General features: G+C 70.7%; 21 protein-coding genes. 9 read left to right on the top strand and 12 right to left on the bottom strand.

Features of this window, described 5'->3' with window-relative positions; genetic code table 11:
- The gene (locus ACIA5C_RS34330) at positions 1-1,467 is read right to left on the bottom strand and encodes a glycosyltransferase 87 family protein (RefSeq protein ID WP_396062499.1); all 1,467 of its coding nucleotides are present in this window, start codon (positions 1,465-1,467) and stop codon (positions 1-3) included.
- Positions 1,464-4,025 carry a putative bifunctional diguanylate cyclase/phosphodiesterase gene (locus tag ACIA5C_RS34325; RefSeq protein ID WP_396062497.1) on the bottom strand — a complete coding sequence of 854 codons (2,562 nt, stop codon included), beginning with the start codon at positions 4,023-4,025 and terminating at the stop codon, positions 1,464-1,466. The genes ACIA5C_RS34330 and ACIA5C_RS34325 overlap by 4 nt, the downstream gene beginning before the upstream one ends.
- Positions 4,026-4,522: 497 nt before the next feature.
- Between ACIA5C_RS34325 and moaC the strand changes: the two genes are divergently transcribed.
- The 4 genes from moaC (at position 4,523) to ACIA5C_RS34305 (ending at position 7,383) form a co-directional block, all read left to right on the top strand.
- Positions 4,523-5,014 (top strand): cyclic pyranopterin monophosphate synthase MoaC, encoded by a 492-nt coding sequence (gene moaC / locus ACIA5C_RS34320; protein WP_396062495.1) that lies wholly within the window; start codon positions 4,523-4,525, stop codon positions 5,012-5,014.
- Positions 5,011-5,508: a molybdenum cofactor biosynthesis protein B gene (locus tag ACIA5C_RS34315; RefSeq protein WP_396062493.1), complete on the top strand. Its 498-nt coding sequence runs from the start codon at positions 5,011-5,013 to the stop codon at positions 5,506-5,508. The genes moaC and ACIA5C_RS34315 overlap by 4 nt, the downstream gene beginning before the upstream one ends.
- A gap of 10 nt (positions 5,509-5,518) precedes the next feature.
- Complete coding sequence (locus tag ACIA5C_RS34310) at positions 5,519-6,739, top strand: molybdopterin molybdotransferase MoeA (RefSeq protein ID WP_396062491.1); 1,221 nt, start codon at positions 5,519-5,521, stop codon at positions 6,737-6,739.
- Between the two features lie 218 nt (positions 6,740-6,957).
- Entirely contained in the window at positions 6,958-7,383 is a 426-nt protein-coding gene (locus ACIA5C_RS34305; RefSeq protein WP_396062898.1) for a molybdenum cofactor biosynthesis protein MoaE, read from the top strand.
- On the opposite strand, the gene ACIA5C_RS34300 is transcribed toward ACIA5C_RS34305, so the two are convergent.
- From ACIA5C_RS34300 to ACIA5C_RS34285, 4 genes are all read right to left on the bottom strand, one after another.
- Entirely contained in the window at positions 7,370-8,695 is a 1,326-nt protein-coding gene (locus ACIA5C_RS34300; RefSeq protein WP_396062489.1) for a glycosyltransferase 87 family protein, read from the bottom strand. The two genes, ACIA5C_RS34305 and ACIA5C_RS34300, sit on opposite strands and share 14 nt — an antisense overlap.
- Positions 8,696-8,804: 109 nt before the next feature.
- Positions 8,805-9,404: a DoxX family protein gene (locus tag ACIA5C_RS34295; protein WP_396062487.1), complete on the bottom strand. Its 600-nt coding sequence runs from the start codon at positions 9,402-9,404 to the stop codon at positions 8,805-8,807.
- Positions 9,405-9,432: 28 nt separating this feature from the next.
- A complete protein-coding gene (locus ACIA5C_RS34290) occupies positions 9,433-10,638 on the bottom strand; it encodes an AAA family ATPase (protein WP_396062485.1) in 1,206 nt (401 codons plus the stop codon).
- 102 nt (positions 10,639-10,740) lie between these two features.
- Entirely contained in the window at positions 10,741-11,373 is a 633-nt protein-coding gene (locus ACIA5C_RS34285; RefSeq protein ID WP_396062483.1) for a hypothetical protein, read from the bottom strand.
- 133 nt (positions 11,374-11,506) lie between these two features.
- Here ACIA5C_RS34285 and ACIA5C_RS34280 point away from each other — a divergent pair, with 133 nt between their 5' ends.
- On the top strand, positions 11,507-12,205 hold the full coding sequence (locus ACIA5C_RS34280; RefSeq protein WP_396062481.1) for a prepilin peptidase: 699 nt from the start codon (positions 11,507-11,509) through the stop codon (positions 12,203-12,205).
- Here the strand turns inward: ACIA5C_RS34280 and ACIA5C_RS34275 are convergent.
- From ACIA5C_RS34275 to ACIA5C_RS34255, 5 genes are all read right to left on the bottom strand, one after another.
- Entirely contained in the window at positions 12,192-15,329 is a 3,138-nt protein-coding gene (locus ACIA5C_RS34275; RefSeq protein ID WP_396062479.1) for a UvrD-helicase domain-containing protein, read from the bottom strand. The genes ACIA5C_RS34280 and ACIA5C_RS34275 overlap by 14 nt on opposite strands.
- Before the next feature lie 65 nt (positions 15,330-15,394).
- Positions 15,395-16,534 (bottom strand): metallophosphoesterase, encoded by a 1,140-nt coding sequence (locus ACIA5C_RS34270; RefSeq protein ID WP_396062477.1) that lies wholly within the window; start codon positions 16,532-16,534, stop codon positions 15,395-15,397.
- Between the two features lie 763 nt (positions 16,535-17,297).
- A complete protein-coding gene (locus tag ACIA5C_RS34265) occupies positions 17,298-17,543 on the bottom strand; it encodes a MoaD/ThiS family protein (protein ID WP_396062475.1) in 246 nt (81 codons plus the stop codon).
- 7 nt (positions 17,544-17,550) lie between these two features.
- Positions 17,551-18,588 (bottom strand): GTP 3',8-cyclase MoaA, encoded by a 1,038-nt coding sequence (moaA, locus tag ACIA5C_RS34260; RefSeq protein WP_396062473.1) that lies wholly within the window; start codon positions 18,586-18,588, stop codon positions 17,551-17,553.
- 126 nt (positions 18,589-18,714) lie between these two features.
- Positions 18,715-19,599 carry a fructosamine kinase family protein gene (locus tag ACIA5C_RS34255; protein WP_396062471.1) on the bottom strand — a complete coding sequence of 295 codons (885 nt, stop codon included), beginning with the start codon at positions 19,597-19,599 and terminating at the stop codon, positions 18,715-18,717.
- Between the two features lie 56 nt (positions 19,600-19,655).
- On the opposite strand from ACIA5C_RS34255, the gene ACIA5C_RS34250 reads away from it, so the two are divergent.
- Both ACIA5C_RS34250 and ACIA5C_RS34245 read left to right on the top strand, forming a co-directional pair.
- Positions 19,656-20,159, top strand: coding sequence for a GNAT family N-acetyltransferase (locus tag ACIA5C_RS34250; protein WP_396062469.1), 504 nt, complete (start codon positions 19,656-19,658; stop codon positions 20,157-20,159).
- Between the two features lie 64 nt (positions 20,160-20,223).
- A complete protein-coding gene (locus tag ACIA5C_RS34245) occupies positions 20,224-21,309 on the top strand; it encodes a DUF4192 domain-containing protein (RefSeq protein WP_396062467.1) in 1,086 nt (361 codons plus the stop codon).
- Positions 21,310-21,564: 255 nt separating this feature from the next.
- Here ACIA5C_RS34245 and fdhD read toward each other — a convergent pair whose 3' ends face one another.
- Entirely contained in the window at positions 21,565-22,392 is an 828-nt protein-coding gene (fdhD, locus tag ACIA5C_RS34240; protein ID WP_396062465.1) for a formate dehydrogenase accessory sulfurtransferase FdhD, read from the bottom strand.
- A 116-nt stretch (positions 22,393-22,508) separates the two neighbouring features.
- On the opposite strand from fdhD, the gene ACIA5C_RS34235 reads away from it, so the two are divergent.
- Both ACIA5C_RS34235 and ACIA5C_RS34230 read left to right on the top strand, forming a co-directional pair.
- The gene (locus ACIA5C_RS34235; protein WP_396062463.1) at positions 22,509-23,108 is read left to right on the top strand and encodes a molybdenum cofactor guanylyltransferase; all 600 of its coding nucleotides are present in this window, start codon (positions 22,509-22,511) and stop codon (positions 23,106-23,108) included.
- A complete protein-coding gene (locus tag ACIA5C_RS34230) occupies positions 23,105-23,539 on the top strand; it encodes a DUF6457 domain-containing protein (RefSeq protein ID WP_396062461.1) in 435 nt (144 codons plus the stop codon). The genes ACIA5C_RS34235 and ACIA5C_RS34230 overlap by 4 nt, the downstream gene beginning before the upstream one ends.
- The last annotated feature ends 5 nt before the right edge of the window (positions 23,540-23,544 follow it).

Below are 23,544 nucleotides of genomic sequence, written 5' to 3'. Positions count from 1 at the left end.
TCACTGACGGTACAAGGCGGCATCACCCTGTGGGGCTCGCGCAGCTGTGTGACTCCTGAGAGCCGGCGCCCATATGAGGAACGCGGCCGGATAGAGCAGATAGCCGAACCGGGTCGTCGGCATCAACAAGATCGCGGCAAGCAGGCCGAGGCCACTGAGCAGGGCGGCCGCGGTTGCGGTCCGCGGTGGCTTGCGCAGCAGACGTACGCCGAAAGCCGCCGCCACCGCAACCAGCAGTCCCGTGGCCAGATAGTGCCCGGCGGGCAGGTGCTGAGCGATCAGATAGCCCGGGAACGGCGACTGCGCCGGACTCTCGACAACACCGTGCCCGAGCGGAAATCGCAGCACGTTCTCGACGAACCCGTCCCACCCCACCAACGCCGGCGGGAGGAGCACGACAATCGGCAGCCCGACCGCTCCGGCCACCAACCGCCACGCCCACCGGGGACTCGCCGCGGGACGACCAGCGACACCTCCGCCCGCGGCGACACCTTCGCCCGCCGGGAAATCGCTGGCCGGGACGTCACCGGGCGCGGGGACCGCGCTGGCCGTGCGGGAGTCGCCGGCTTCCGGGATGCTGCCGGCCGGAACCGGGTGATCGGCGAGAGCCTGGCGGTCGGCGGCTGGGGCGTCGAGTTTGGCGGGGTCTGGAACGGGTCGTAGCCACCGGGCGACTGCCAACGCGACCAGCACCGCGATCACCGGGAACGCGAACGGCTTCATCGCCCCGGCCGCTCCGATTGCGACGCCCGCCCAGCCGTAGCTGCCGACGCCGACGAGGGCCAGCCCGAGCAGGCACAACGCCAGCACCGGCAGGTCGTCGCCGCCGGTGGCCAGGGTCAGTGCGCAGATCGGGAAGACCGTCGCGACCTGGATCGCTCGTACGCGCAGCGGCGACCGAGGTAGCAGCCGGACCGCGATGATCAGGGCGCCCGCCGTCACCACCGCGAACCAGACCCGCGCGTCGGTCCACCAGAAATCGCCGAACGCCGCCCGCGGCAGCCCGAACACCGCCATCCCCGGCTGGTAGGGGCTGTAGGCGCCGAGCCGCTCGTCGGCCGGCAGGGCGAGGATCGCGTCCCGCCCCAGGTAGGGGGATCCGGTGTGCAGCAGGCGGTCGCCCATGCGTTCGACGACCAGCACCTCCTCCTGTGCGCGGTCGGTGCGGCCGCCCGCTCGTTGCACCGCCTCGACGACCAGCGGCAGCAGGCACGCGGAGAGCCAGGTGAGCCAGGTAAGTGCCACGCGGGGGCGGCGCCGGGTCATGAACTGCGCGAGCGTGATCAGCGTTGCCGCCAGGTAGGCCCAGAACGCGATCGCGCCCCAGGCCCGGTGGGGCAGCAGCGTCGACGTGCGGGCGGTGAGGAGTGCGAAGGCGGCCGACAACGCGTACAGGAAGAGGTCGGCCGTGAGGCCGCCGCCGGACCGGTCGATGCGTGTGAGCAGTCGGCCGGCGCGGTTGGTCACGCGGGCAAGTGTGGCAGAGGCTTGCGGCCCGAGCCCGGCGACCTGCGGCGGGGCATGCGGACGACAGAGCCCTCGTCGTGCAGTGCGGCGGCCAGCGTGCCCGGCCGTCCGCCCGTCCCGCGCTGCAGCGTGGCCAGCAGCCGCGGCGACGACATCGCCCGCGCGAACAGGTGGCCCTGGCCGGCGACGCAGCCTGACTCCCACAGCGCGTGCCGCTGGGGCTCGCTCTCGACGCCTTCGGCGATGACCGTGAGGTGCAGGTTGCGGGCCAGGTCGACGGTCGACCGGATCACCGCGGCGGCCTCGGAGGAGGTCTCGATCGCGGTCACGAACTCGCGGTCGATCTTGAGTTGGTGCACCGGGATGCGGGAGAGGACGGAGAGCGGGGTGAGGCCGGTGCCGAAGTCGTCGAGGGCCAGGCGCACGCCGGCCTCGCGCAGCTCGGCCAGGGCTCGCCCGACGACGTCGAGCTGGCTGATCGTGAGGGTCTCGGTGAGTTCGAGGACGAGCCGGCCGGCCGGGAGGTTGTAGTGCTCGAGGCGGCCCAGCACGGTGCGCGGGAAGGTCGGGTCGAGCAGGCTGCGCGGCGACACGTTGACCGCGATCGGCATGTCGAAGCCGGCTTCGCGCCACACGCCGGCCGCGGTCAGCGCCTGGTTGAGCACCGCGTCGGCGAAGGCGGGCAGCTGGCCCGAGCGTTCGACGGTCTCGAGGAACTGGATCGGCGTGAGTGGCCCGTGCTCGGGGTGGTGCCAGCGGGCCAGCGCCTCGGCCGAGATCACCTCGCCGGTGCCGAGGTCGACGATCGGCTGGAAGTCGACGACGAACTCCTGCTCGGAGACGGCACGCCGCAGTTCGCCGCCGAGCATCAGGCGGCCGACGTCGGCGGTGTCGCGCGAGTGCACGTACGTCATGGTCTGCTCGCCGGCCCGCTTGGCCTGGTACATCGCGACGTCGGCCCGCCGCATCAGCTCGTCGATGCCGCCGCTGCCGGGGGCCAGGGCGATGCCGCCGGCCGCCTCGACGACGATCTGCATGCCTTCGACCTCGACCCCGATCTCGAGCGCCGAGAGCAGCGCCTCGGCCCGGTGGGTGGCCAGGGCGGGGGTGGGCAGGTCGCCGAGCAGCACCGCGAACTCGTCGCCGCCGAGCCGGGCGACGAGGTCGCTGGGCGTCGCCGCGTCGCGCAGGTGGGCGGCCACCGTCTGCAGCACCTTGTCGCCGGCGCCGTGCCCGAGGGTGTCGTTGACCTCTTTGAAGTGGTTGAGGTCGATCAGCAGCAGCGCGAACAGGCCCTCGTCGTGGCCGCTGCGGAACAGCCGGTCGGCGTGTTCGTAGAGCTGACGCCGGTTGGGGAGTCCGGTCAGCGGGTCGTGGGTGGCGGCGTGCGCATTCGCGTCGGCTATCCGGGCGAGCTCCGCATATGCCTTGGCATTGCGGATTGCGGTATAGAGCGCCGAGCTGAACGCCTTCATCTTGAACATCTCCGACTCGGTGAGCCGGGCCGGGCCGTCGAAGTAAATGCTGAGTGAACCGATGGGCTCGTTGCCGTCGTGACCGGAAAGCTCCGTGGTGAGGATATTGTCGGCCGAGCCGACTTCGCCATCGATTGAACCGTCACGCGAGATTTTGTTGCTGGATCCTTGAACGGAGCGACTGTCGGCCGGTAGTCGTATTTCGGCTTGAACGGCCGCAAATAGTTGTGACGCCCGCATTACCGCCGAGTGCAGCACTTCGTCGAGATTCACGACGTTGAGTTCGTCCGTCGTGTCGGCCAGTCGCTGCCAGGACTCCCGTTCCTGCCGGCCGCGCTCGTGACCGGTCTGCCAGAAATAGATGCACAGCATCATGGGTGGCACGACCCACAGCAGCCGCAGATCGCCGGACGAGCTGAGAATGCTGACGACCAGGATGGCGAGCACGAAGTGGCTGATCACGGTCACGATGCTCAGCCGGAAGTTGAGTACGAGCATCTGCCAGACCGACCGGTGGGTGGCCACGGCGAGCACCGGGCTCGCGATCAGCTCGTCGACGACCAGCATCGTGCCGAGCGCGGCGGCGATCAAACCGATGTGGACCGAGGGCCTGTCCGGATTGGGCTGATAGCCACTGAACAGGAAAACGACACCGCCGGCCGCGGCCAGGAGGGTCTCCTTGCCGACGGCGAAGAGGATCCGCTGTGTCGTGGTGCTGACGAAGAACTTCGGCACCGTGACCGCCAGGACCGTCCCGAGCACGATCCAGGGCGGTGGCAGCAGGACCAGGCCGATGATGATCGCGAGCTCGCTCCAGCCCGAGGTGATCTTGCCGGAGGGCAGCCTGATCCACACCATCATGCGACTGGCGAATGCCATGAAGAGGACGAAGCCGATCAGGAGCGCGGGGCTCGGCATGACCTGCTTGGCGCCCAGGACGTACATCACTGAGCCGGCGACCACGGTCGATGCCACAACGACGACGAGACCGATGAGAAGCCAGAGGCGTCTCTCGGTCACGTCGTCGCTTGAGGTCCGTTGAGGTGTCACCCGACTTTTCCTAGCTGCGAGCGGATAAACCATCAGTGTTGGTCCCGCTACAGCTTATGACTGTCAGGCCGTCGGGCGCACCTGCCTACTCCCAGCCGATGCTACGCATAGCGCAGTCCCAGATACGCATTGCGTTCTCCTTATTCGTCTTGTTGGCGCTCCGCCGAAGCGGTCCCGTTGCGCCGTTGGACTTCCCGTTTGTGTCGCGACGGGGAGAACGTTATGAGCTGATCCGAGGCGTGCATACCCTTTGCTGTCAGTTTGCGCAGAAAGCGAGAAAGGCCCGGCTTGTGACTACCGAGTGTTTCTGCATCAGAACGCTCTGCATTTGTGGTGTGTTCTTTTGACCGGACCTGTCCAAATCGCGGAGAGTATTGTGTGAATGACGCAAAGCAGTGGCCGATCTACCCGCAGGCGATCGGTGTTCGGTGCTTATTGAAAGATCGTTAAAGCAGGGCCACTAAATTCTGAGCGCTCCTCCGGCATTGCGCTAACGCACGTCGCCTGGGTGGTTTCTATAAACTCCCGTTATGCCCGACGAATCCCCGCTCACTCACGTTGACGAGGCCGGCGCCGCCCGCATGGTGGACGTATCGGCAAAAACCGTTACCCCGCGCCTGGCTATTGCGGCCGGACGCGTGATGACCAGTGCCGATGTCATTGAGTTACTACGCGGTGACGCATTGCCCAAGGGGGATGCGTTGGCTGTTGCCCGACTTGCCGGGATCATGGGCGCGAAGCGCACTCCCGACCTGATTCCCCTGTGCCACCCGATCGGGCTGCACGGGGTAGTAGTCGAACTCACACTGACCGACGAGAACGTCGAGATTACCGCAACTACGAAGACTGCGGACCGCACGGGGGTGGAAATGGAGGCACTGACCGCGGTCGCCACCGCCGGACTGGCCCTGATCGACATGATCAAGGCGGTCGATCCGGCCGCGAGCCTCGACGCGGTGCGGGTGTTGCGCAAGGAAGGCGGCAAGACCGGACTGTGGGTTCGACCCGAGGAGCGGCCATGACGATCCAGGCGCGAGTGATCGTCGCGAGCAACCGGGCGGCCACCGGTGTCTACGCCGACACCAGCGGCCCCCGCCTGGTCGCCGGGCTGCGCGACCTCGGCTGTTCGGTCGAGGACGACTCGGTGGTGGTCCACGACGGCGAACCGGTTGCCGAGGCGTTACGTGCCGCGGTCGCCGACGGCATCGATGTCGTCCTGACCAGCGGCGGCACCGGAGTCACCCCGACCGACCGGACCCCCGAGGCGACCCGGGGCGTGCTTGACTTCGAGATCCCGGGCATTGCCGAGGCGATCCGGGCGTACTCCCGCGACCGCGTACCCGCCGCGGCCCTGTCGCGAGGCCTGGCCGGCGTCGCCGGCCGCACCCTGATCGTCAACCTGCCCGGGTCGACCGGCGGAGCCAAGGACGGTCTCGCGGTTCTCGGCCCGCTGCTCCGGCACACCGTCGATCAGATACGCGGTGGGGATCATCCCCGCATGCCCGAAGCTGAGTAGGCTCGGCCCGGTGAGCGCTGACGACCTGCCGGTCGCGTGGGACCGGGCCCGCACGCTGGCCTACGAGGCCGGGCGCGCCGCCGCCGGGCCGGCCGAGGTGATCTCGCTCGCCGAAGCCGACGGCCGCACCCTTGCCGAGCCGCTGCGCGCGCTGACCGACCTGCCGGCCTTCCCCACCTCGAGCATCGACGGCTGGGCGGTGCGCGGCCCGCAGCCGTGGCGGCCGGTCGGCCGGGTCCTGGCCGGTGGCGTCGCTCCACCGCTCGACGAGACCGGCACCTGCGTCGAGATCGCGACCGGCGCGATGGTGCCGGCCGGTGCCGACGCCCTCGTCCGGGTCGAGGAGTCCACAAGAGACGCCGACGGCCGGGTCAGCGGCAAGCCGCGCGACCTTCCCGAGTGGCGTCTGCCGGGCGAAGAGGCGCACAAGGACGAAATGCTGCTTCCGGCCGGGGCCGCGATCGATCCGGCGGTCATCGGGGTTGCCGCGACCTGTGGTTATGAGACCTTGACCGTACGCGCGGTGCCGCGCGCCACCGTGCTGGTGTTCGGCGACGAACTGCTCACCGCGGGCACGCCCGGCGCGGGCCGGGTGCGCGACTCGCTCGGCCCGCAGGTGCCAGGCTGGTTGCGGCGCTACGGCGCGACGGTCGGTCCGGCGGCCGGACCGGTCCACGACACGCTCGACGCGCACCTCGAGGCGGTCCGGAGCGCCCTGGAGACGGCCGACCTGGTCTGCACGACCGGCGGCACGATGCACGGGCCGGTCGACCACCTGCACCCCACGCTGGCCGAACTCGGCGCGGAATACGTGGTCAACACCGTCGCCGTCCGCCCCGGCTTCCCGATGCTGCTGGCCCGGGTGCCCGGCACCGACGGCCGATGGCGCTTCCTGGCCGGCCTGCCGGGCAATCCGCAGTCCGCGGTGATCGCCCTGATCACGTTGGTCGCGCCGCTGCTCGCGGGGCTCCAGGGCCGGGAGTTGCCGCCGCTGCCGACTGTCACGGTCAGTGCGGCGGTGCCGGGGCGGGGCTCGTTCACCCATCTCGCCCTGGCCCGACGAGACCAGCTGGGACGGTCGGTGACGCCGGTCGGGCACGTCGGCTCGGCGATGCTGCGCGGGTTGTCCAATGCGCACGGCTTTGCGGTTGTTCGACCGGACACCGCGGCTGCGGCCGGCGACGAAGTGCCGTTCCTGCCGCTGCCGCTGATGCCGGGAGAGCGGCCGTGAGCGGGCTTCCGGCCGAGAGCGCCTACGAGCGGCCCGGCGACGGCTGGGAGGCGCCGAGCGGCCGGGAGGCTGAGAGCGGCCGCGGGCGGCCCGGCGACGGCTGGGAGGCGCCGAGCGGCCGGGAGGCTGAGAGCGGCCACGGGCGGCCCGGCAACGGCCGGGAGGTCCAGAGCGGCCGTGAGCAGCGACCCGAAACCAACGGGACCGCTGTGGGCGGGATCGGCGGCGTGGTTGTGCTCGTTCAGGTCGTCGACGAGGAGCTTGAACTCGGCGCGCACGAGCAGGCGGTCGCCGAGCGGCGGGCCGGTGCGGTCGTCTCGTTCCAGGGCGTGGTGCGCGACCACGATCACGGGCGGTCGGTGGTTCGGCTCGACTATGAGGGCCACCCGACGGCCGAGAAGGTGCTACGGGAGGTCGCCGAGGAGATTGCGGCCGGCCCCGACGTCTATGCGGTCGCCGTGTCGCACCGGGTCGGCAGCCTGCGGATCGGCGATGTCGCCCTGGTCGCGGCGGTCAGCACGGCCCACCGGGCGGCCGCCTTCGTGGCGTGCGCCCGGCTGGTCGACGAGGCCAAGGCCCGCCTGCCGATCTGGAAGCACCAGCTTTTCGACGACGGCACCGACGAGTGGGTCAACTGCCCCTAGGTCCAGGGATGGCGGGAGAACGTCTGACCTGCCGGGGCCAGCGGTTGATCGGGAAGGCCGGTGCCACGCCGGGCCGCCAGGGCAACGCGTTGAGCAGCACGATCAGGGTCAGGAGCTCCGCGTTCCAGCTCGCCGTCCAGGTCGAGGGCAGCGTGACGACCAGGTAGACCACGACGGCGGCGATGGCATGGCCCAGGCCGGGACGCCGGCGGCGGCGCCTTTCCGAGAGGTGGCGGCGGGCGGCCGCGTCGAGGAGGATCAGGACGGCCGGCAGCACCCAGATCAGCTCGTGCGTGTGTGTTACCGGGCCGATCGCCGCGCTGGTGAGGCCGACCAGGGTGAACGCCGCGATCTCGTCGCCGTCGGTGTGGGCCGCCCGGGCGCGGATCATCCCCATCGCGATCAGCAGCCCGGCGAACGCGACCCAGATCAGCACCGGGATCGTGTCGGAGGCGTACAGCCGGGTCAGCGCTCCGGCCAGGGACTGATTGACCTGGGCGCCGATCGGGCCCGAGCGGTCGACCTGGAGCAGGGCGCTGCCGAACCAGTCGGCGCTGGCCTGCGGCGCGATCAGCAGGCCGCCGGTCACCAGCGCGGCCGCGGTGGCCAGCGCGGTGGTGGCGGCCCGCCACTGCCGGGTCACGGCCAGGTAGGCGATGAACAGGATCGGGCTGACCGCGAGCGCGGTGGCGATGCCGGTGCCCACGCCCGCCCAGGCGCCGGTCGCCCAGGCACGGCGGAGAAGGTCGGCCGGGTGGCGTCCGCGCGGGGGCTGGGAGGCGGTGCGGCCCGGCCACCAGGCGGCCCGGCTGCGCGCCCAGGCGCTGCGGCGGAGGGCGACCACGTCGGCGGTGACCAGGCCGAACAGGATCAGGTCGAGGCGGCCGTAGCCGATCGTGGTGCGTACCGGCTCGGCGATCAGGGCCAGGCTGCCGGCGATCAGGACGGTCGGCCATCGGGGCTTGGCGTAGCGACGGGCGACCGGGCCGACCAGCGCGATCAGGGCCAGGATCAGGGCTGCCACCCCGGCCAGGCCGAGGAGGCTGCCGGCCAGCGGCAGCGGGACAAAAACCACGATGAGCAGCAGGACCGCGGCCACCGGTGGTTGCGCGGTGCCCATTCGGGCGATTTCCGAGCGGTACGCGTAGAGCCCATCCCCGGACCACCAGCCGCGTAGCGCGTCGCGATCGACCCGGAGGCCACTGAGCCCGTACCGGTGCAGATAGGTGGCCACCGCCGAGATCGCGCCGAGGCAGGCCAGCCCCACCACGACGGACCCGGTAGTCCGCGTGCGTTCCCCGATTGCCGGCATGGCGCGACCCCCGTCGCTCTCGTCCTCCGGGCACGCCCGCGGGCGTGCGGAAGCGAGCTTAGAGGGTGCAGCCCCTCGTCCGCTCTAACGCAAACGGGACGAAAAGGTGTCAGCCGGGGATCTTCCGGGCAGCCGCGGCCGAGATCGCGGCGATTTTCGCCTCACGACGAGCCGTTTTCACCGCGCGCCGCACCGAGCGCTGCGACCGGCCGACGGCCCGGTCAACCGCGTGCCCGGCCCGGTCGACCGCATGTCCGGCCCGGTCGACCGCGTGCCCGGTCCGGTAGCGCAGACCCGGCCGGCCCTCGGTGTCCGCCGCCGCGAGCAGCAGCCCGCCGAGCATGCCCAGGTTCTTGAGAAAGTGCGTCTGCATCTCGGCCCGCTGCTGCGGGGTGTCGCCGGCCCAGAACGGATGCCCGGCGAACGTCGTCGGCACGAGACCGGCGGCCAGCATCGCCGCCGCCGGCCGGCTGAACCGCCCGGTGGCCAGCGCCAGACCGGCCACCACGTCACTGGCCGCCTTGGCGCGGACCAGCGTGCGGGCGTCGGTCGGGATGCGTGGATTGATCTTTTCCAGTCTCGGCCCGATCCGGTCGGTGACCCGGCGGGCCGCCTCGACCTTCGATTCCGGGTTGAGCAGGATGCGGACTCCGCTCGACACGAAGATCGCGGAGAGCATGACGCGGGCTGCGGTGCGTACGGGCTTCATGGATCTGGTTATACCCGCCGCGGAAGCGTCACACCGGTTGGGTGCGCAGGTATCGGCCGAAGTGCGGCACGGTGAACGCGACCGTGCCCCGCTCGCCGGAGTAGATCAGCCCCTTCTTGATCAGGGCGTCGCGGGCCGGGGAGAGGCTGGCCGGCTTGCGCCCGAGCGCGGTGGCGATCTCGGAGGTGGGCACCGCGGCGTCCATGTCGTTGCCGGGGTCGCCGGAGAGCGTGGCCATCGCCCGCATGTATTCGCGCTCGGCCGGGGTGGCCCGCTCGAACCGCGACCCGAAGAAGCCGACCGCCAGTTCGGCTTCGGCCTCGGGCGCGGCCACCCGCACGTCGGCGTCGGTCACCGGGGTCTGCGGCGCGTGGTCCCAGGTCGCCTTCCCGTACGCCTGCACGAAGTACGGATAGCCACCCGACTTCTCGTAGAGCAGGTCGAGTGCCTTCGCCTCGTATTCGACTCCCTCGCGCTGGGCCGGTGCGCCGAGGGCGAGGTCGGCCGCGATCCGGTCGAGCCGGTCGATGCGCTGGTAGCGGAAGAGCCGCTCCGAGTACGACTTGGCCGCCGACAGCACCGCCGGAAGGTGCGGCAGCCCGGCCCCGACCACGATCAGCGGCGCCCCGAGCTGCGACAACTCGTGGCACGCCGCGCACAGCGCGGAGACGTCGGCCGGTCCGAGGTCCTGCATCTCGTCGATGAACAGCGCGATGCCGGTGCCGACGTCGGTGGCGAGCGAGGCGGCGTCGGTGAACAGTTCGACCAGGTCGATCTCGATGTCGCCGGAGTCGGCCCGGCCGCGGGCGGCTTGCACGTCGATGCCGGGCGCCCAGCGGTCGCGCAGCTTGGAGGTGCTGTCGTTGGCCCGCAGGGCGAACGCCTTGAGCACCGCGAGCACGTCGTCGACCCGGTCCGGGTCTCGGTGGTGGGGTGCCAGTTCGCGGATCGCCATGTGCAGCGCGGCCGAGACCGGGCGGCGCAGCGACTGGTCCGGCCGGGCCTCGATCTTGCCGGTGCCCCAGAGCCGGCCGATCGCGGCCGAGCGCAGGGTGTTGAGCAGGACGGTCTTGCCGACGCCGCGCAGGCCGGTCAGCACGAGGCTGCGCTCCGGCCGGCCGCGGGCGATCCGTTCGAGGACGACCTCGAACGCGTCCAGTTCGCGGTCGCGCCCGGCCAGTTCGGGTGGGCGCTGACCGGCGCCGGGGGCGTACGGGTTGCGCACCGGATCCATGACGTAGCACAGTATCGGGCTGTCTAGCGGAAAAGCTAGAGTTTGCTATTCGATACACCTCTACGGATATCTAGCTCTGATCGTAGAAACGGCTAGATAGGCCTACTGCTTCTTCAGGCACAGCACCAGGTCGAGATCGTCGAGGTCGCTGTCGTAGTAGAACCAGTTGGTGTAGCCCGTGACCTTGGAGCACTTGGACTCGGCGTCCTTCGCCCCGCTGGTCCGGCCCTTGACCACACGCAGCACGCGGTAGGTGCCGCTTGTGCACACCGACTTGCGCATGTCGGGCTGCGACTCGCTGCCCATGTTCTGCACGCACTGCCCGGCGGTCGCGAACCGCGCGTCTTCGCTGCCCTGCACGGTGGCCGGTGTGGTGGCCGAGGTCGACGCCGACGGCTTGGGCTGGGCACCGGTCTTGGCCGCCAGCCGTTCCTTGACCAGCCAGCCGATTGCGCCCAGGCCGGCCACGATCAGCAGGCCGAGCACGACGACCAGCGCCACGATCGGGGTGTTACGCCGGGGCGGCGCGCCCCACGGTGCGGGCGGGGACGGGTCGGACCGCGGCGCACTGTGGAAAGAAGATGCCGACTGGTGCGGAATCGGCGGCGGGGTCGCCGGCCACGACGGATCGGCCACCGCGTGCTCGCCCCAGGGATCGGCGGGCTCCCGGTAGGGCTCGTCGTCGGAGCTCCCGCCCGGCCACGATGGACCGGGGAACGGGCCGTTCTGGGACATCGGCGAATCCTCCGGGGCCGAGTTGCTGGTAGTCACCGTAGCGTGCTGCTACGACCGGACAGCGCCTGGAATCGCCGCTGCTGTCGGCAACGCGACCCTCGCCACGCTCGCGCGACCGCTACGTTCCTCGTCCGTGTCACTACTCCTCGTGATCTTTGCCGCCGTGTTCGGCGCCGCAACCGCCGGCTTTCTCCCGCGTCCCGCTCATCGGCTCGCCGTCCGCTTCGGGGCTCCGCCCCGGTCGGCCTGTGCGGCCTGCTCACGGCCGTTTCCGGCCGGGCTTGCGGGATGGGTACGCGCCGGGGCCGCCTGCCCGTGCACCCGGGGGTTTCTCCTCACCACGTCGACCGGCGCCGCCACCGCCGCCGTCCTGGCGGTGCGCCTCGGGCCGTCCCCGCGACTGCCGGTCCTCCTGCTCGCGGCGGTACCCGCCCTGCTCCTGGCCCTGATCGACCTGCGCTGCCGGCGCCTGCCCGACCGGCTGGTCGCCGCGCTCGCCGTCACCGCCGGCCTTCCACTGGCCGCCCTCGCGCCGGAAAAGGCGGGAACGGCCCTGCTTGCTGGTGGTGCGGTGCTCGCCGCGTACGGGATCCTCGCCGGGCTTTCCCCCGACGGCCTGGGCCTCGGCGATGTGAAGCTGGCCGCCGTCCTGGGGTTGATCCTGGGTTTCGCCGGCTGGCCGGCGGTGCTCGCCGGTGTGCTGACGCCGCACCTGATCAATGGTCCGATCGCGGTGTTCTTGCTGGTCACCCGCCGGGCGGACGGCAAGCGCCCGCTGCCCTTCGGTCCGGCCCTGCTCGCCGGGGCCCTGCTCGGGCTTACAACAGCCTGAGCTGGCGGTCCTTCGGTCGCGAGGGCACCGGGTCGCCGAGCCGCTCGAAGAGGCCCGAGTCGATCACGTTGAGGAACGGGGTCGGCGACTGCTCGCGCTCGCTGCCGTGCCGGAACCGGCGGGCCGTGTGCGAGACGAAGAGCCGGTCCTGGGCGCGGGTGAGCCCGACGAAGAAGAGGCGGCGCTCCTCGGCGATCTCGTCGTCGCTCGGTGGCGAACCGGGCCAGCGCAGCGGCAGCAGTCCGTCCTCGCAGCCGACCAGGAAGACGACCGGGAACTCCAGGCCCTTGGCGGCGTGCAACGTGAGCAGGTTGACCGCCTCGGCGCGCTGGTCGAGCGCATCCACTTCGGCGCCGGTCGCGATCTCTTCCAGGAACCCGGGCAGGTCGTCGTGGAACCGCTGGGCCAGCGGCATGAGCAGGTCGGCCGCGGTCCAGATGTCGTCCGGGGCGAGTTGCTCGGCGTCCAGGGTCGGAGTCGAGTAGCGCTGAGCGAGCACCTGCGCGGTCAGCTTGACCCGGGCGCCGAGCGAGCCGCCGAGGCCGTCCGCGTGCCGCAACTCGCGGGCGATGACCGGCACACCGGCGCGGTCGCGGAGCCGGTTGTGCGAGCGTTTCTGCACCGGCACGCCGGCCCGGGAAAGCGCTTCGACGATCGGCCCGGACTGGGCGTCGGTGCGGTAGAGGACCGCGATGTCGGAGAACGACAGGTTGTGCACGGCGACCGAGCGGGAATCGACCCGGCCCGAGTCGAGGGACCGGTGCGAGAGCCCGCCGACCAGGTCGTCGATCGTGCGGACCACGAAGTCGGCCTCGTCGGCCACGCTGCCCGCGGCGTAGCGCCCGACCAGCGGCGATTCCGGGTCGAGCCGGGCCGGGTCGAGGCGGCGTCCGTTGACCAGGGTGGAGGGGGCGATGGCCTGCACCGCGGCGGCCAGGATCGGGGCCGACGAGCGGTAGTTGCGGGTCAGCCGCACCAGCCGGGCCTGAATGAAGTCCTGGTTGAAGCGCAGGAAGTAGCGCACGTCGGCGCCGCGGAACGAGTAGATCGCCTGGTCCGGGTCGCCGATCGCGCACAGGTTGCCGTCGGCCGGGCTGAGCAGGCGCAGCAGTTCGTACTGGGTCTCGTCGACGTCCTGGTACTCGTCGACGAAGATCCACTGCCATTCCTTGCGGTACTTCTCGACCAGCGCCGGATCGTCGCGGAGCAGGGCGACCGGGACGGCGATCAGATCGTCGAGGTCGACCAGGTCCTGCTGCCGGAGCAGCTTCGTGTACGCCGCATCGTCGTCGCCCGCCTGGTCGCGAGCCTCGGCCCGCTCCTTCTCCTCGGCGATCCGCCAGTGCGGGCCGAGGCCGGCCGCCTTGGCGTTGTCGCGCAGGATCTGCAGGCCGACGGAGTGGAAGGTGCCGACCGTGATGTCCTCGGCGACGTCGCCGAGCAGAGCGTCGAGGCGTTCCTGAAGTTCGGCCGCGGCCCGCCGGGTGAACGTGATGGCCAGGCAGCGGTGCGGGAAGACGCCCAGTTCGGCGCAGAGGTAGGCGATGCGGTGGGTGAGCGTGCGGGTCTTGCCCGTGCCCGGTCCGGCGACGATGAGCAGGGGGCCGCCGGGGGCGCTGGCCGCGACCCGCTGCATGGCGTCGAGGCGGTCGAGCAGGCCGGTGCCGACCTCTTCCATCCCGCTCAGCATGGGTTCGAACGGCTCGTGGGGGCTGGGCGGCGGTGGCAGCGGCGGTGCCGACTTGGCCGGCTTCATCGTCTTTTTCGGTACTTGGGCGCGGCCGATGGCGGGCGGCTCGGGCTTACGCTGCTGCGGCAGATCGAACAGTGCCTCGACCTGGTGGTTGCTGCGTCGCAACTCGCCTGGCTCGAAGAGGGTGATCACGCCGTACTCGCCGTCGTAGCCGGCGATGCGCCGGACATCGCCCCGCCGCAGCCGGGTGATCGCCTCTTTGATGTCGTCGCCGCCGGCCTGGCCGATCGCGTCGAGCGGGATCTTCCGGAGGATGTCGAGCTCCGGCCCCAGCGTCGCGACCAGGTGATTGAGCTGCATCTCCACGGTTTTCGACTTCGGGCCGACGCCGTTGATCTCGCCGAGGATCTCGTGCAGCTGGATCAGGTGCTCGACGTGGGCGTCCCGGTGGAACTCGGCCGGCCGGTCGGCGAGGTCCTCGACCCGGCTCAGCACGCCGACGGTCAGCGGCTTGCCGCACTCCGGGCAGCGTCCGCCGTGTTCCCGGGTGACGGCCGGCTCCCAGTTCACGCCGCACGCCCGGTGCCCGTCGGCGTGGTATTTGCCCTCTTCCGGGAAGAACTCGAGCGTGCCGCCCAGGCCGATCCCGTTCCTGACCGCCTCGTAGCCGGGCACGCCGGTGAACAGCGTCGCCTCGCGGGCCAGCGCGGCCGGCGAGTGGGCGTCCGAGTTCGACACCAGGCGGTAGGGGTCGAGGCTGGAGACCCGCCAGTTCATCGCCGGGTCGCTGGACAGGCCGGTCTCGACCGCGGTGATGTGCTCGGCCAGGTCGGCGTAGCAGTCGGCGATCGCGTCGAAGCCCGACTTCGAGCCGAGCGCCGAGAACCAGGGCGTCCAGATGTGGGCCGGCACCAGGTAGCCACCCGACTCGAGAGCGATCTCGAGCAGATCGCGGGAGTCGAGGCCGAGGATCGGACGGCCGTCCGCGGTCAGGTTGCCGATGCGGCCGAGCGCGGTGTTGAACCGGGTCGCCGCCTCGAAATCCGGCATGTAGATAAGGTGGTGGACCTTGCGGGTGCGGTCGTCTCGCTTGTAGATGGTCGAGATCTCGACGCTCAGCATGAAGGTCGCCGGCGTCGCCGTCTGCAGCGAGCCGGGGAGGCGCTTGGTGACCTCGCCCTCGTCCTTCAGCCGGTAGAGCCCGTCGCCCGCGCCGACGAGGTTTTCGCGCAGGTGGTCGAACCAGGCCGGGTGCGTGAAGTCGCCGGTGCCGAGCAGCGCGATGCCCTTGCGCCGCGCCCACCAGGACAGATTCGGCAGGGTCAGATCTCGGCTACAGGCCCGGGAGAACCGGGAGTGGATGTGCAGATCCGCGACGTATGTGTCCGCGGCGACCGAGGACCCCGTGTTGTCCGAGGGCACGCGCTGCATCCTGTCACGCCCTCCGGTGCTGTCACGAATCGCCACGCGCTAACAAACTTACGGATCTTGATGTGCTAGCTGCTTCGCAGGTCCATGACCGTGACCTGCGGCGGCGCACCCACGCGCAGCGGCGGTCCCCAGAATCCGGCGCCGTTGGTGACGAAGACCGGCACCCCGTCCACCCGCCCGAAGCCGGAAACGACCGGCTGCTGCAGCTTGACCACCAGGTTGAACGGTGCCATCTGACCACCATGGGTGTGCCCGGAAACTTGAAGGTCGACCCCGAAGGGTGCCGCCTGGCGGGCCACCACCGGCTGGTGCGCCATCAGGACCACCGGCCGGCTCGGGTCGCGATCGCCCAGCGCCTTGGCGAAATCGGGGCCGTCGCCGTACTGCGCGCCACCGAGATCGTTCACCCCAGCCAGATCCAGCCCCCCGATCTCCACCCGCTCGTTCCGCAGCGGCCGCACCCCGAGCGAAGCCACCTCGTCGATCCACGGCGCGAACCCCGAGTAGTACTCGTGATTGCCGGTCACGAAGTAGGCACCCTGTCTACTCTCGATGCCCCTCAGCGGCTCAGCAAATTTGCCGAGTTCCGCCACGCTGCCGTCAACCAGATCACCGACGACGCACACGATGTCCGCCGTCACCGAATTGATCAGGTCGACGATCCGTCCGACGTGGTGGGTCCTGGCGAGCGGGCCGAGGTGGATGTCGGAGACGATGGCCAGCCGCAGGCCGTCCATGCTGCGGGGCAGTTTGGCCAGCGGCATCTGGACCCGTTGCAGCCGCGGCGGGCCGAGCGCGGTCCGCATCCCATAGCCGGTCGTCCCGGCCGCGGTGAGACCGGCGACGATCGCCGCTCCGCGGGCGATGGCTTGCCGCCGGCTCAGCGTTTCCGCGGCTTCGGATGTACGCGACGTGGGGCGCCACAACAGCACCAGCGCCAGGCGCGGCACCTCGAGCGGAACGAGCGCCACGAGCAGATAGAACATCAGCCCGATCCACACGTAGCCCGGCCAGGCCAGCCACCACAGATGCCCACCGCGCGTGGCCCCCACGGTCACCGGCACGAGTACGGCCAGCCCAGCCGCGACGACAGTGCCGGCCGTGCGCCGCCACCCCGGCCGGGTAACGTCCCGGACAAGCCGCTTCCAGAGGTAGAAGTGAACGGCCAGGTCCACCACAACAATCACCGCGACGAACCCCGCCAAGACCACTCCCGTCGTCTCCCCGTTCCGGTTCCGGCTCCGGCTCCGGCTCCGGTGACGCTACCTTTCCAGCTGATGGCCAGGTCGCGCAGTCATTTCCTTGGCCGGCGCCTACGTCGCGATCGTGTAGGGCTCCGGCTCCGGCTCCGACGGCTGAGGCTGCCGCTCGCCGCCCGACAGCAGATTCGCGCGCCCCCGGTTCGCTGGGGCCTCATCGTCCTTGAACACGGCCCGTGGCGCCGGCGGTTGTTATCGGCCGTGACCAGACCGCGGCTGTGGCCTAGCGGACTTACTCAGGACGGATGACGTCCAGGCCGATCCGCGAGTGGCCGCCCGGGCAGCTCCCGGCGATGGCCCGGAACCCGAGTCAGCAGCATCCCTAGCCGGAGGCTCAGCGGGTCGCCGCAGTGCCGGAAGCGTTGAGGCTCTCTGGGCCGCGGCCGGTCACCTCGGCCTGATCCGTTAGAGGCCGGATCTGTTCAAGGAAGGTCCGCCTCTCACCGCAGGCGCGCTCAACACAACCCAGATCTTTGGCCGCCGGCCAGGACCTCGGCGCAACCGGGCGCCGTCGACGGACAGGGCGTTCATCAGCTCGAGCAGATGACAGATGCCACGTGCCCGATGCCGCGCAACTGCGCAAGCCCGGTGCGTTCCGCGGCCAGCCGCCGCCCGGTGCGTTCCGCGGTCAGCCGCCGCCCGGTGCGTTCCGGAGTCAGCCGCCGCCCGGTGCGTTCCGGGGTCAGCCGCCGCCCGGTGCGTTCCGGGGTTAGCCGCCTGCGAAAGGCGGCAGCACGTCGACGGTTGCTTCGCTCGGCAGTGCCGCGTGCCGGTCGTGGCAGGCGAGACCGTCGACCAGGAAGCTCGCCGCCTTGAGTACGACCCCCAGCCGCTCGCCGTGCAGGTCGGTCAGCGAGTGCACCAGTTCGTCGAGGGTGGCCGCCGATGTGGTCTCGGCCGGTACGCCGGCGGCGGCTCGGGCCCCTGCGAAGTAGCGGACCGTCAGCACGCTCATCCTCCGATCATCCTCCGATCGCCGACATGGGCCGAGCCGGCTGCAGGAAGGCCGGGTCGTCAATACCGTGGCCCGCGCGCTTGCCCCACATGGCGGCCTGCCAAGCGGAGGCGATCTCCTCGTCGGCTGCTCCGTCGCGGACCAGCTTCCGCAGGTCGCTCTCTTCGGTGGCGAACAGGCAGTTGCGCACCTGGCCGTCGGCGGTCAGCCGGGTGCGGGCGCAGTCGCCGCAGAAGGGCCTGGTCACGCTGCCGATGACGCCGACCCGGGCCGGTTCGCCGGCGGCATCGACGTGGCCCGGGACGAGCCAGGTCTCGGCCGGCGCCGTTCCACGTGAAACGGGATCGGGCCGAAGATCGAAGGGCGCCAGCGCGGCCAGGATCTCGTCGGCGGTGACCATGGTGTGACGGTCCCACCGGTGCTGGGCGTCCAGAGGCATCTGCTCGATGAATCGAAGCTGGTAGCCGTACGAAAGAGCGAAGCGCAGCAGAGCCGGCGCCTCGTCCTCGTTGATGCCCCGCATCAGCACGGTGTTGATCTTTACGGGCGTCAGCCCGGCGGAGGCGGCGGCGCGTAGCCCGTGCAGCACGTCGTCGTGCCGGTCACGCCGCGTCAGAGAGAGGAATCGCGCCGGATCGAGCGTGTCGAGCGAGACGTTGACCCGATCGAGCCCGGCCGCGCGCAGGGGAGCGGCGATCCGCGAGAGCCCGATGCCATTGGTCGTGATCGACACTCGAGGCCGCGGGGCCAACTGAGCCGTCGCCGCGACGATGCCCACGAGGCCCCGGCGGATCAGCGGCTCACCCCCGGTGAACCGCACCTCGGTCACGCCGAGCCGCTCGACCGCGACCCGCACCAGGCGCACGACCTCGTCGTCGGTCAGCTGCTGCTGGCGCGGCAGCCAGGCCAGACCCTCCTCAGGCATGCAATAGGTGCAGCGCAGATTGCACCTGTCGGTCAGCGAGACACGCAGGTCGGTCGCGACCCGACCGAACCGGTCGGCGAGCGGCCCTGCCACCTGCTCGCTTGATCGTGTCTCGTTCATGGATCGAATCTATCCGCTGGCTCGATCGAATGCCCGTGCCGGTTCAGCGCTTGTGGATAACCTGCGTTGCCCCAGGTCACGACCGAATATCGCCCCACGAAGCGTTTGCGGCCGGAAACCGCCGTATCAGGCCGCAAACGCGGCGCGGGCCGCCGTCATCACGGCTGCCCGGTAGGCCCCGCCGAACGCCGCCGTGTGCACAAGCAATAGGTGCAACTGATGCAGGGGCACGCGCTTCCGCCATCCGTCGGCGAGCGGATAGACCTCTTGATAAGCCCCGAGCACCGCATCCAGATGCGGAATCCCGCCGAACAACGCCAACTCGGCGAGATCGGTCTCGCGATGGCCACCCTGCGCCGCCGGATCGACGAGCCAGGCACGGTCATCGGCCGCCCATAGGACATTTCCCGGCCACAAATCGCCGTGTGTGCGGCTGGGTGGCTCGCTCACCGCGTACGAAAGAAGGTTTTCGAGAATGCCGTCGAGGACCCCGACGTCGGTTGCGGTGAGTGCGCCGCTATCGGCCGAAATCTTGAGGTACGGCCGGAGCCGGCGCTCGGCGAACCACGGGCCCCACGATCCGGTCGTCAGAGTGTTGTCCAGCGGCAACGGCCCGATGAATCCGGTACAGGGGGCCCCGAAGGAATCCGCGCCGGAACGATGCAACGCCGCCAATTCCCGTCCGAATCGCTCGGCCGCCGCCCGCGACGGCGAACCGGGCTCGATCCATTCCATCGCGATCATCGACGGAACGGCCACCAGCACCTCCGGTACGCCGATGGCCTCCGCCGACCGCAACCACCGGAGTCCGGCCGCTTCGGCAGCAAAGAATCCCTCCGGAGCCGTCGAGCCGGACGGCCACGTCTTCGCGAATATCGAGGTGCCGTCGTCGAGCGTCAACCGGCTCGCCGCGGACACGCTTCCTCCGCCCACCGGAGTCTCGCGAATGCGCTGGTGGGTGAGAAATGTCGGGAGGTGCTCCGGGTGCGCGCGCAAGTACGCCAGGTCCACCGGCTTATCTTCCACTTCGGCTTACGGGCGCCCGAAATCGGAGTCAAAATGTCGGCATGACCCCTGTCACAGTGCGTTCGTACCGTCCGAGTGACCACTCCGCCGGCCGTCGCCTGTGGTCGGAGCTCACCAACGAGCACAACGAGATGTACGGCGAGCCCGCGGAGGACGGCGGTGAGGGCTTCGAGGAGTACCTGACCAGGCTCGATCTGTCCGGCCTCTGGGTCGCCGACCATGCCGACGACGGCGTCATCGGGCTGGTCGGCCTGATCATGCGGGACCGGGCGGGCGAGGTCGAACCGGTCGTCGTCACCACCTCCCACCGGCACAAAGGCGTCGGCCGCCGGCTGCTGCGCCACGTCGCCGCCGAGGCCAAGAAGCGCAACATGACCGCGCTGACCATCTCACCGTCGTCCCGCAACATCGAGGCCATCCGCAGCCTGCACGCGGCCGGCTACGACGTCGTCTCGTCGATCGAGCTCACCCTCGATCTCGACCGTCACCAGCACGAATGGCAGCGCGAAGGCCTCGAACTGCACGAGCTTCAGTTCCGTTCGTAGGAGTTATCCACAGCGGCCGGCTTTGGCACTCGACCGCCTGCGCCCACCGGCCAAGCTGCTGGGCATGACGCATGACACCACCATCGCCGTCCGCAACGCCGCCGACCTGGTCGACGCCGCTCCCTACGTGATCGGCTTCCACCCCACCGACAGCCTGGTCGTGCTCGGCCTCAGCGGCAACCGCGTCCTCTTCGCCGCACGTTATGACCTGCCACCGCTCGACAGCGACGACGTCGTGCAGCTGGGCGCGGTCATCTCGGCCCAGCAGGCCCGCTGCGTCGCCGTGCTGGCCTACGGCCCGCCCGCGACGGCCGACCCCGTGGTCCGGCGGGCCTTGGCGGTTTTCGACGCTTTCCGCGTACGCGTGTTGGAGGCGCTCCGCGTGCATGAGGGTCGCTGGTGGTCCTACTTCTGCTCGGACTCCGGTTGCTGCCCGTCCGAGGGCACGCCGTTCAACACCGCGACCAGCCTGATCGCCGCCGAAGCGACCTATCGGGGCCAGGTCGCGCTGCCCAGCCGCCAAGCCCTGGTCGCTCTGGTCGCCCCGGTCGACGGCCACGCCCGCACGTCGATGGCCGCCGCGACCGAACGCGCCCGCTCAGCACTCGACGACCTGCTCGCCGACGAGGAGCACAGCGCGCGGTCGATCCGCCGAGCCGGCCGGCTGGCCGTCCGTGAGGCCGAGAAGCGATATCGCTCCGGCCGCGCCCTGACCGACGACGAGGTTGCCTGGCTGGGCGTCCTCCTGCTCGAGCCGGACGTGCAGGAATACACCCTGGGCCGCCTGGGCGACGAGGAGTGGCGCCTGGCCCTGTGGACAGACGTGCTGCGCCGCGTCGAACCGAGGTACGTCCCCGCATCGGGTTGTGTCCTCAGTTATGTGGCGTGGCGGGCGGGGCAGGGTGCGCTGGCCCGAGTAGCCGTCGACCGCGCCCTGCACGTCGAGCCCCAGCATCGGATGCTTGCTGGACGAGGTGTTGAGCATGGGCATCGGCCCCCACGCCATGTCCGCCCTCGACTCCCCACCCCGCATGGCCGTCTTCCTCCGCCGCGAAGACCCGGACGACCGCAGCAGCGCCGAGCCCCGCAGGTCGGGCCGCGCCGAGCCCGGCAGGTCGGGCCGCGTGAAGCCAGCTGGATCGGGCAGTGAGGAGGCGGGCGGGCCAGGCCGTGAGGAAGCGAGCCGGCCCGGCCGGGGTGAGCCAGACGATTTACACCGTAGGGAGCCGGGCGAGAAGCATTCGGCGGCCGGAAGCGAGGGGTCGGCCGCTCCGAGCGCGGGCCGCCCGTCCAACCCAGAACCCGGCCGCCCGCCTCGACGGAAGCGTCGTCTTCGTGGAGTCCTGCGCCGGCGGGCTCGATGAGACGGCGAGCCGGCCGGTGGAGGAGGACCGAGGTGCTGTTGTCAGACGGTGACGCGGTGGGTTGCGGTGTAGACGTTCATGCTCGGGCCGCGGAGGAAGCCGACCAGGGTCATCCCGGCCTCGTCGGCCAGTTCGGCGGCGAGGGTGCTCGGTGCCGACACCGCGGCCAGCAGCGGCAGGCCGGCCATCCACGCCTTCTGGGTCAGCTCGAAGCTTGCCCGCCCCGACACGAGCAGGATGTGACCGGTCAGCGGCAACCGGCCCTCGCGCAGCGCCCACCCGATGACCTTGTCGACCGCGTTGTGCCGCCCCACGTCTTCTCGCAGCACGACCAACTCGCCGTCGGCCGTGAAGAGGCCGGCGGCGTGCAGGCCGCCGGTGCGGGCGAAGGTCCGCTGGGCCGCGCGCAGCCGCTCGGGCAGCAGCGACAGGGTGCGCGCCGGCACGGAGAGCGGATCGTCGGCGACGGAGAAGCGCGAGCGGACCCGTACGGCGTCGATGCTGGCCTTGCCGCAGACGCCGCACGAACTCGTCGTGTAGAAGTTGCGGCTCGGGTCGGTCACCGGCGGCGGCACTTCGGCGCCGAGCGCGATGTCGACCACGTTGTAGGTGTTGGGGGTGTCGGTGCCCGCGCACAGCTGGGCGGTCACCACGTCGCCGGCCGTGCCGATGATGCCCTCGGTCAGCAGGAAGCCCATGGCCAGGTCGATGTCGTGCCCCGGCGTTCGCATCGTGACCGCCAGCGGCTGCTTGCGTACACGGATCTCCAGGGGCTCCTCGGCCGCGAGATCGTCGGGCCGTCGCCGCGGCTCGCCGGAACCATCAAGGTCAATCTTCACGACTGGTCGCCGCGTCATCGTCCGCGCCATGTCCCGAGCGTATCCGCGAAAGAGGAGCGGAACAGAACGGGGAAACAGTGAGTGATCCGCAACAGGTAAGTGAGCGCGCGGTCACGCTCGACACGCGTCCGGGATACGGTACGTACGTGGGGGGATTTGCGGCGGTGGTGCTGGCCGGTGGTGCGGCGCGGCGAATGGGTGGAGCGGACAAGCCGACCCTCCCGGTTGGTGGGCAGTCGATGCTCACCCGCGTGCTCGCCGCCGTGCACGATGCTGACCCCCGCATCGTGGTCGGCCGGGTGCCGCCCGATCTTCCGGTGCAGGTCCATTCGACGCGTGAGGAACCGCCCGGCGGCGGTCCGGTCGCGGCGACCTCGGCCGGGTTGGCCCTGGTGCCCGACGGCATCACTTACACGGCTCTGCTCGCCGCCGACCTTCCGCTGCTGACCGGCGAGGCGATCGACGTGCTGCGCCTGACCGTCGAGTCGGCCCCGATGCAGGGTGCGGTCTATCGCGACGCCGAGGGCCGGCGGCAGATGCTTTGCGGCGTCTGGCGTACGACTGCTCTGCGCGGCGCCGTCGAACGACTGGCCGCGGAGCGTGGTGACCTGCACGGTGCGTCGGTACGCGAGCTGATGGAATACCTGCGGGTCGCCGAGGTCTCGTGGCGCCGCCCCGGACCGCCGCCGTGGTTCGACTGCGACACCGACGACGATCTGCGCACGGCCGAGGAATGGGCCCGGTGAACGAGCTCGACGCCTGGATCGCGGCCGCCTGCACGGAGCTCGGCCTGGAGCCCGGCGACGTCAAGGCGAAGGCGGTCCTTGACGTGGCCCGCGACGTGGCACATCAGGTGATCCGTCCGGGCGCGCCGGTCTCGGCGTACCTGATGGGCGTGGCCGTCGGCCGCGGAGCGGATCCGTCCGACGTGGCCGCGAGGCTCAGCGCCTTGGCGCTGAGCTGGCCCAAGCCCCACGCCGACCCGGCGCAGCAAGACGCCGGGCGAAACGACGCCGGGCCGGCGCAGCATGACGCCGGGCGAAACGACGTCCGGCCCGCAGTGCAAGACGCCGGGCGAAACGACGTCCGGCCCGCACTGCAAGACGCCGAGCGGACAGACGCTGGGCCCGCGGCGGAAGACGCCGAGCGGGACGGCGACACGGAGCCCATCTCGTGAGAGCG

It is taken from the genome of Actinoplanes sp. NPDC051343 (assembly GCF_044455125.1).
Taxonomy (GTDB): Bacteria; Actinomycetota; Actinomycetes; order Mycobacteriales; family Micromonosporaceae; genus Actinoplanes.
Note: the sequence above shows the minus strand (reverse complement) of the source record. Positions and strands in the feature narration are given on the sequence as shown.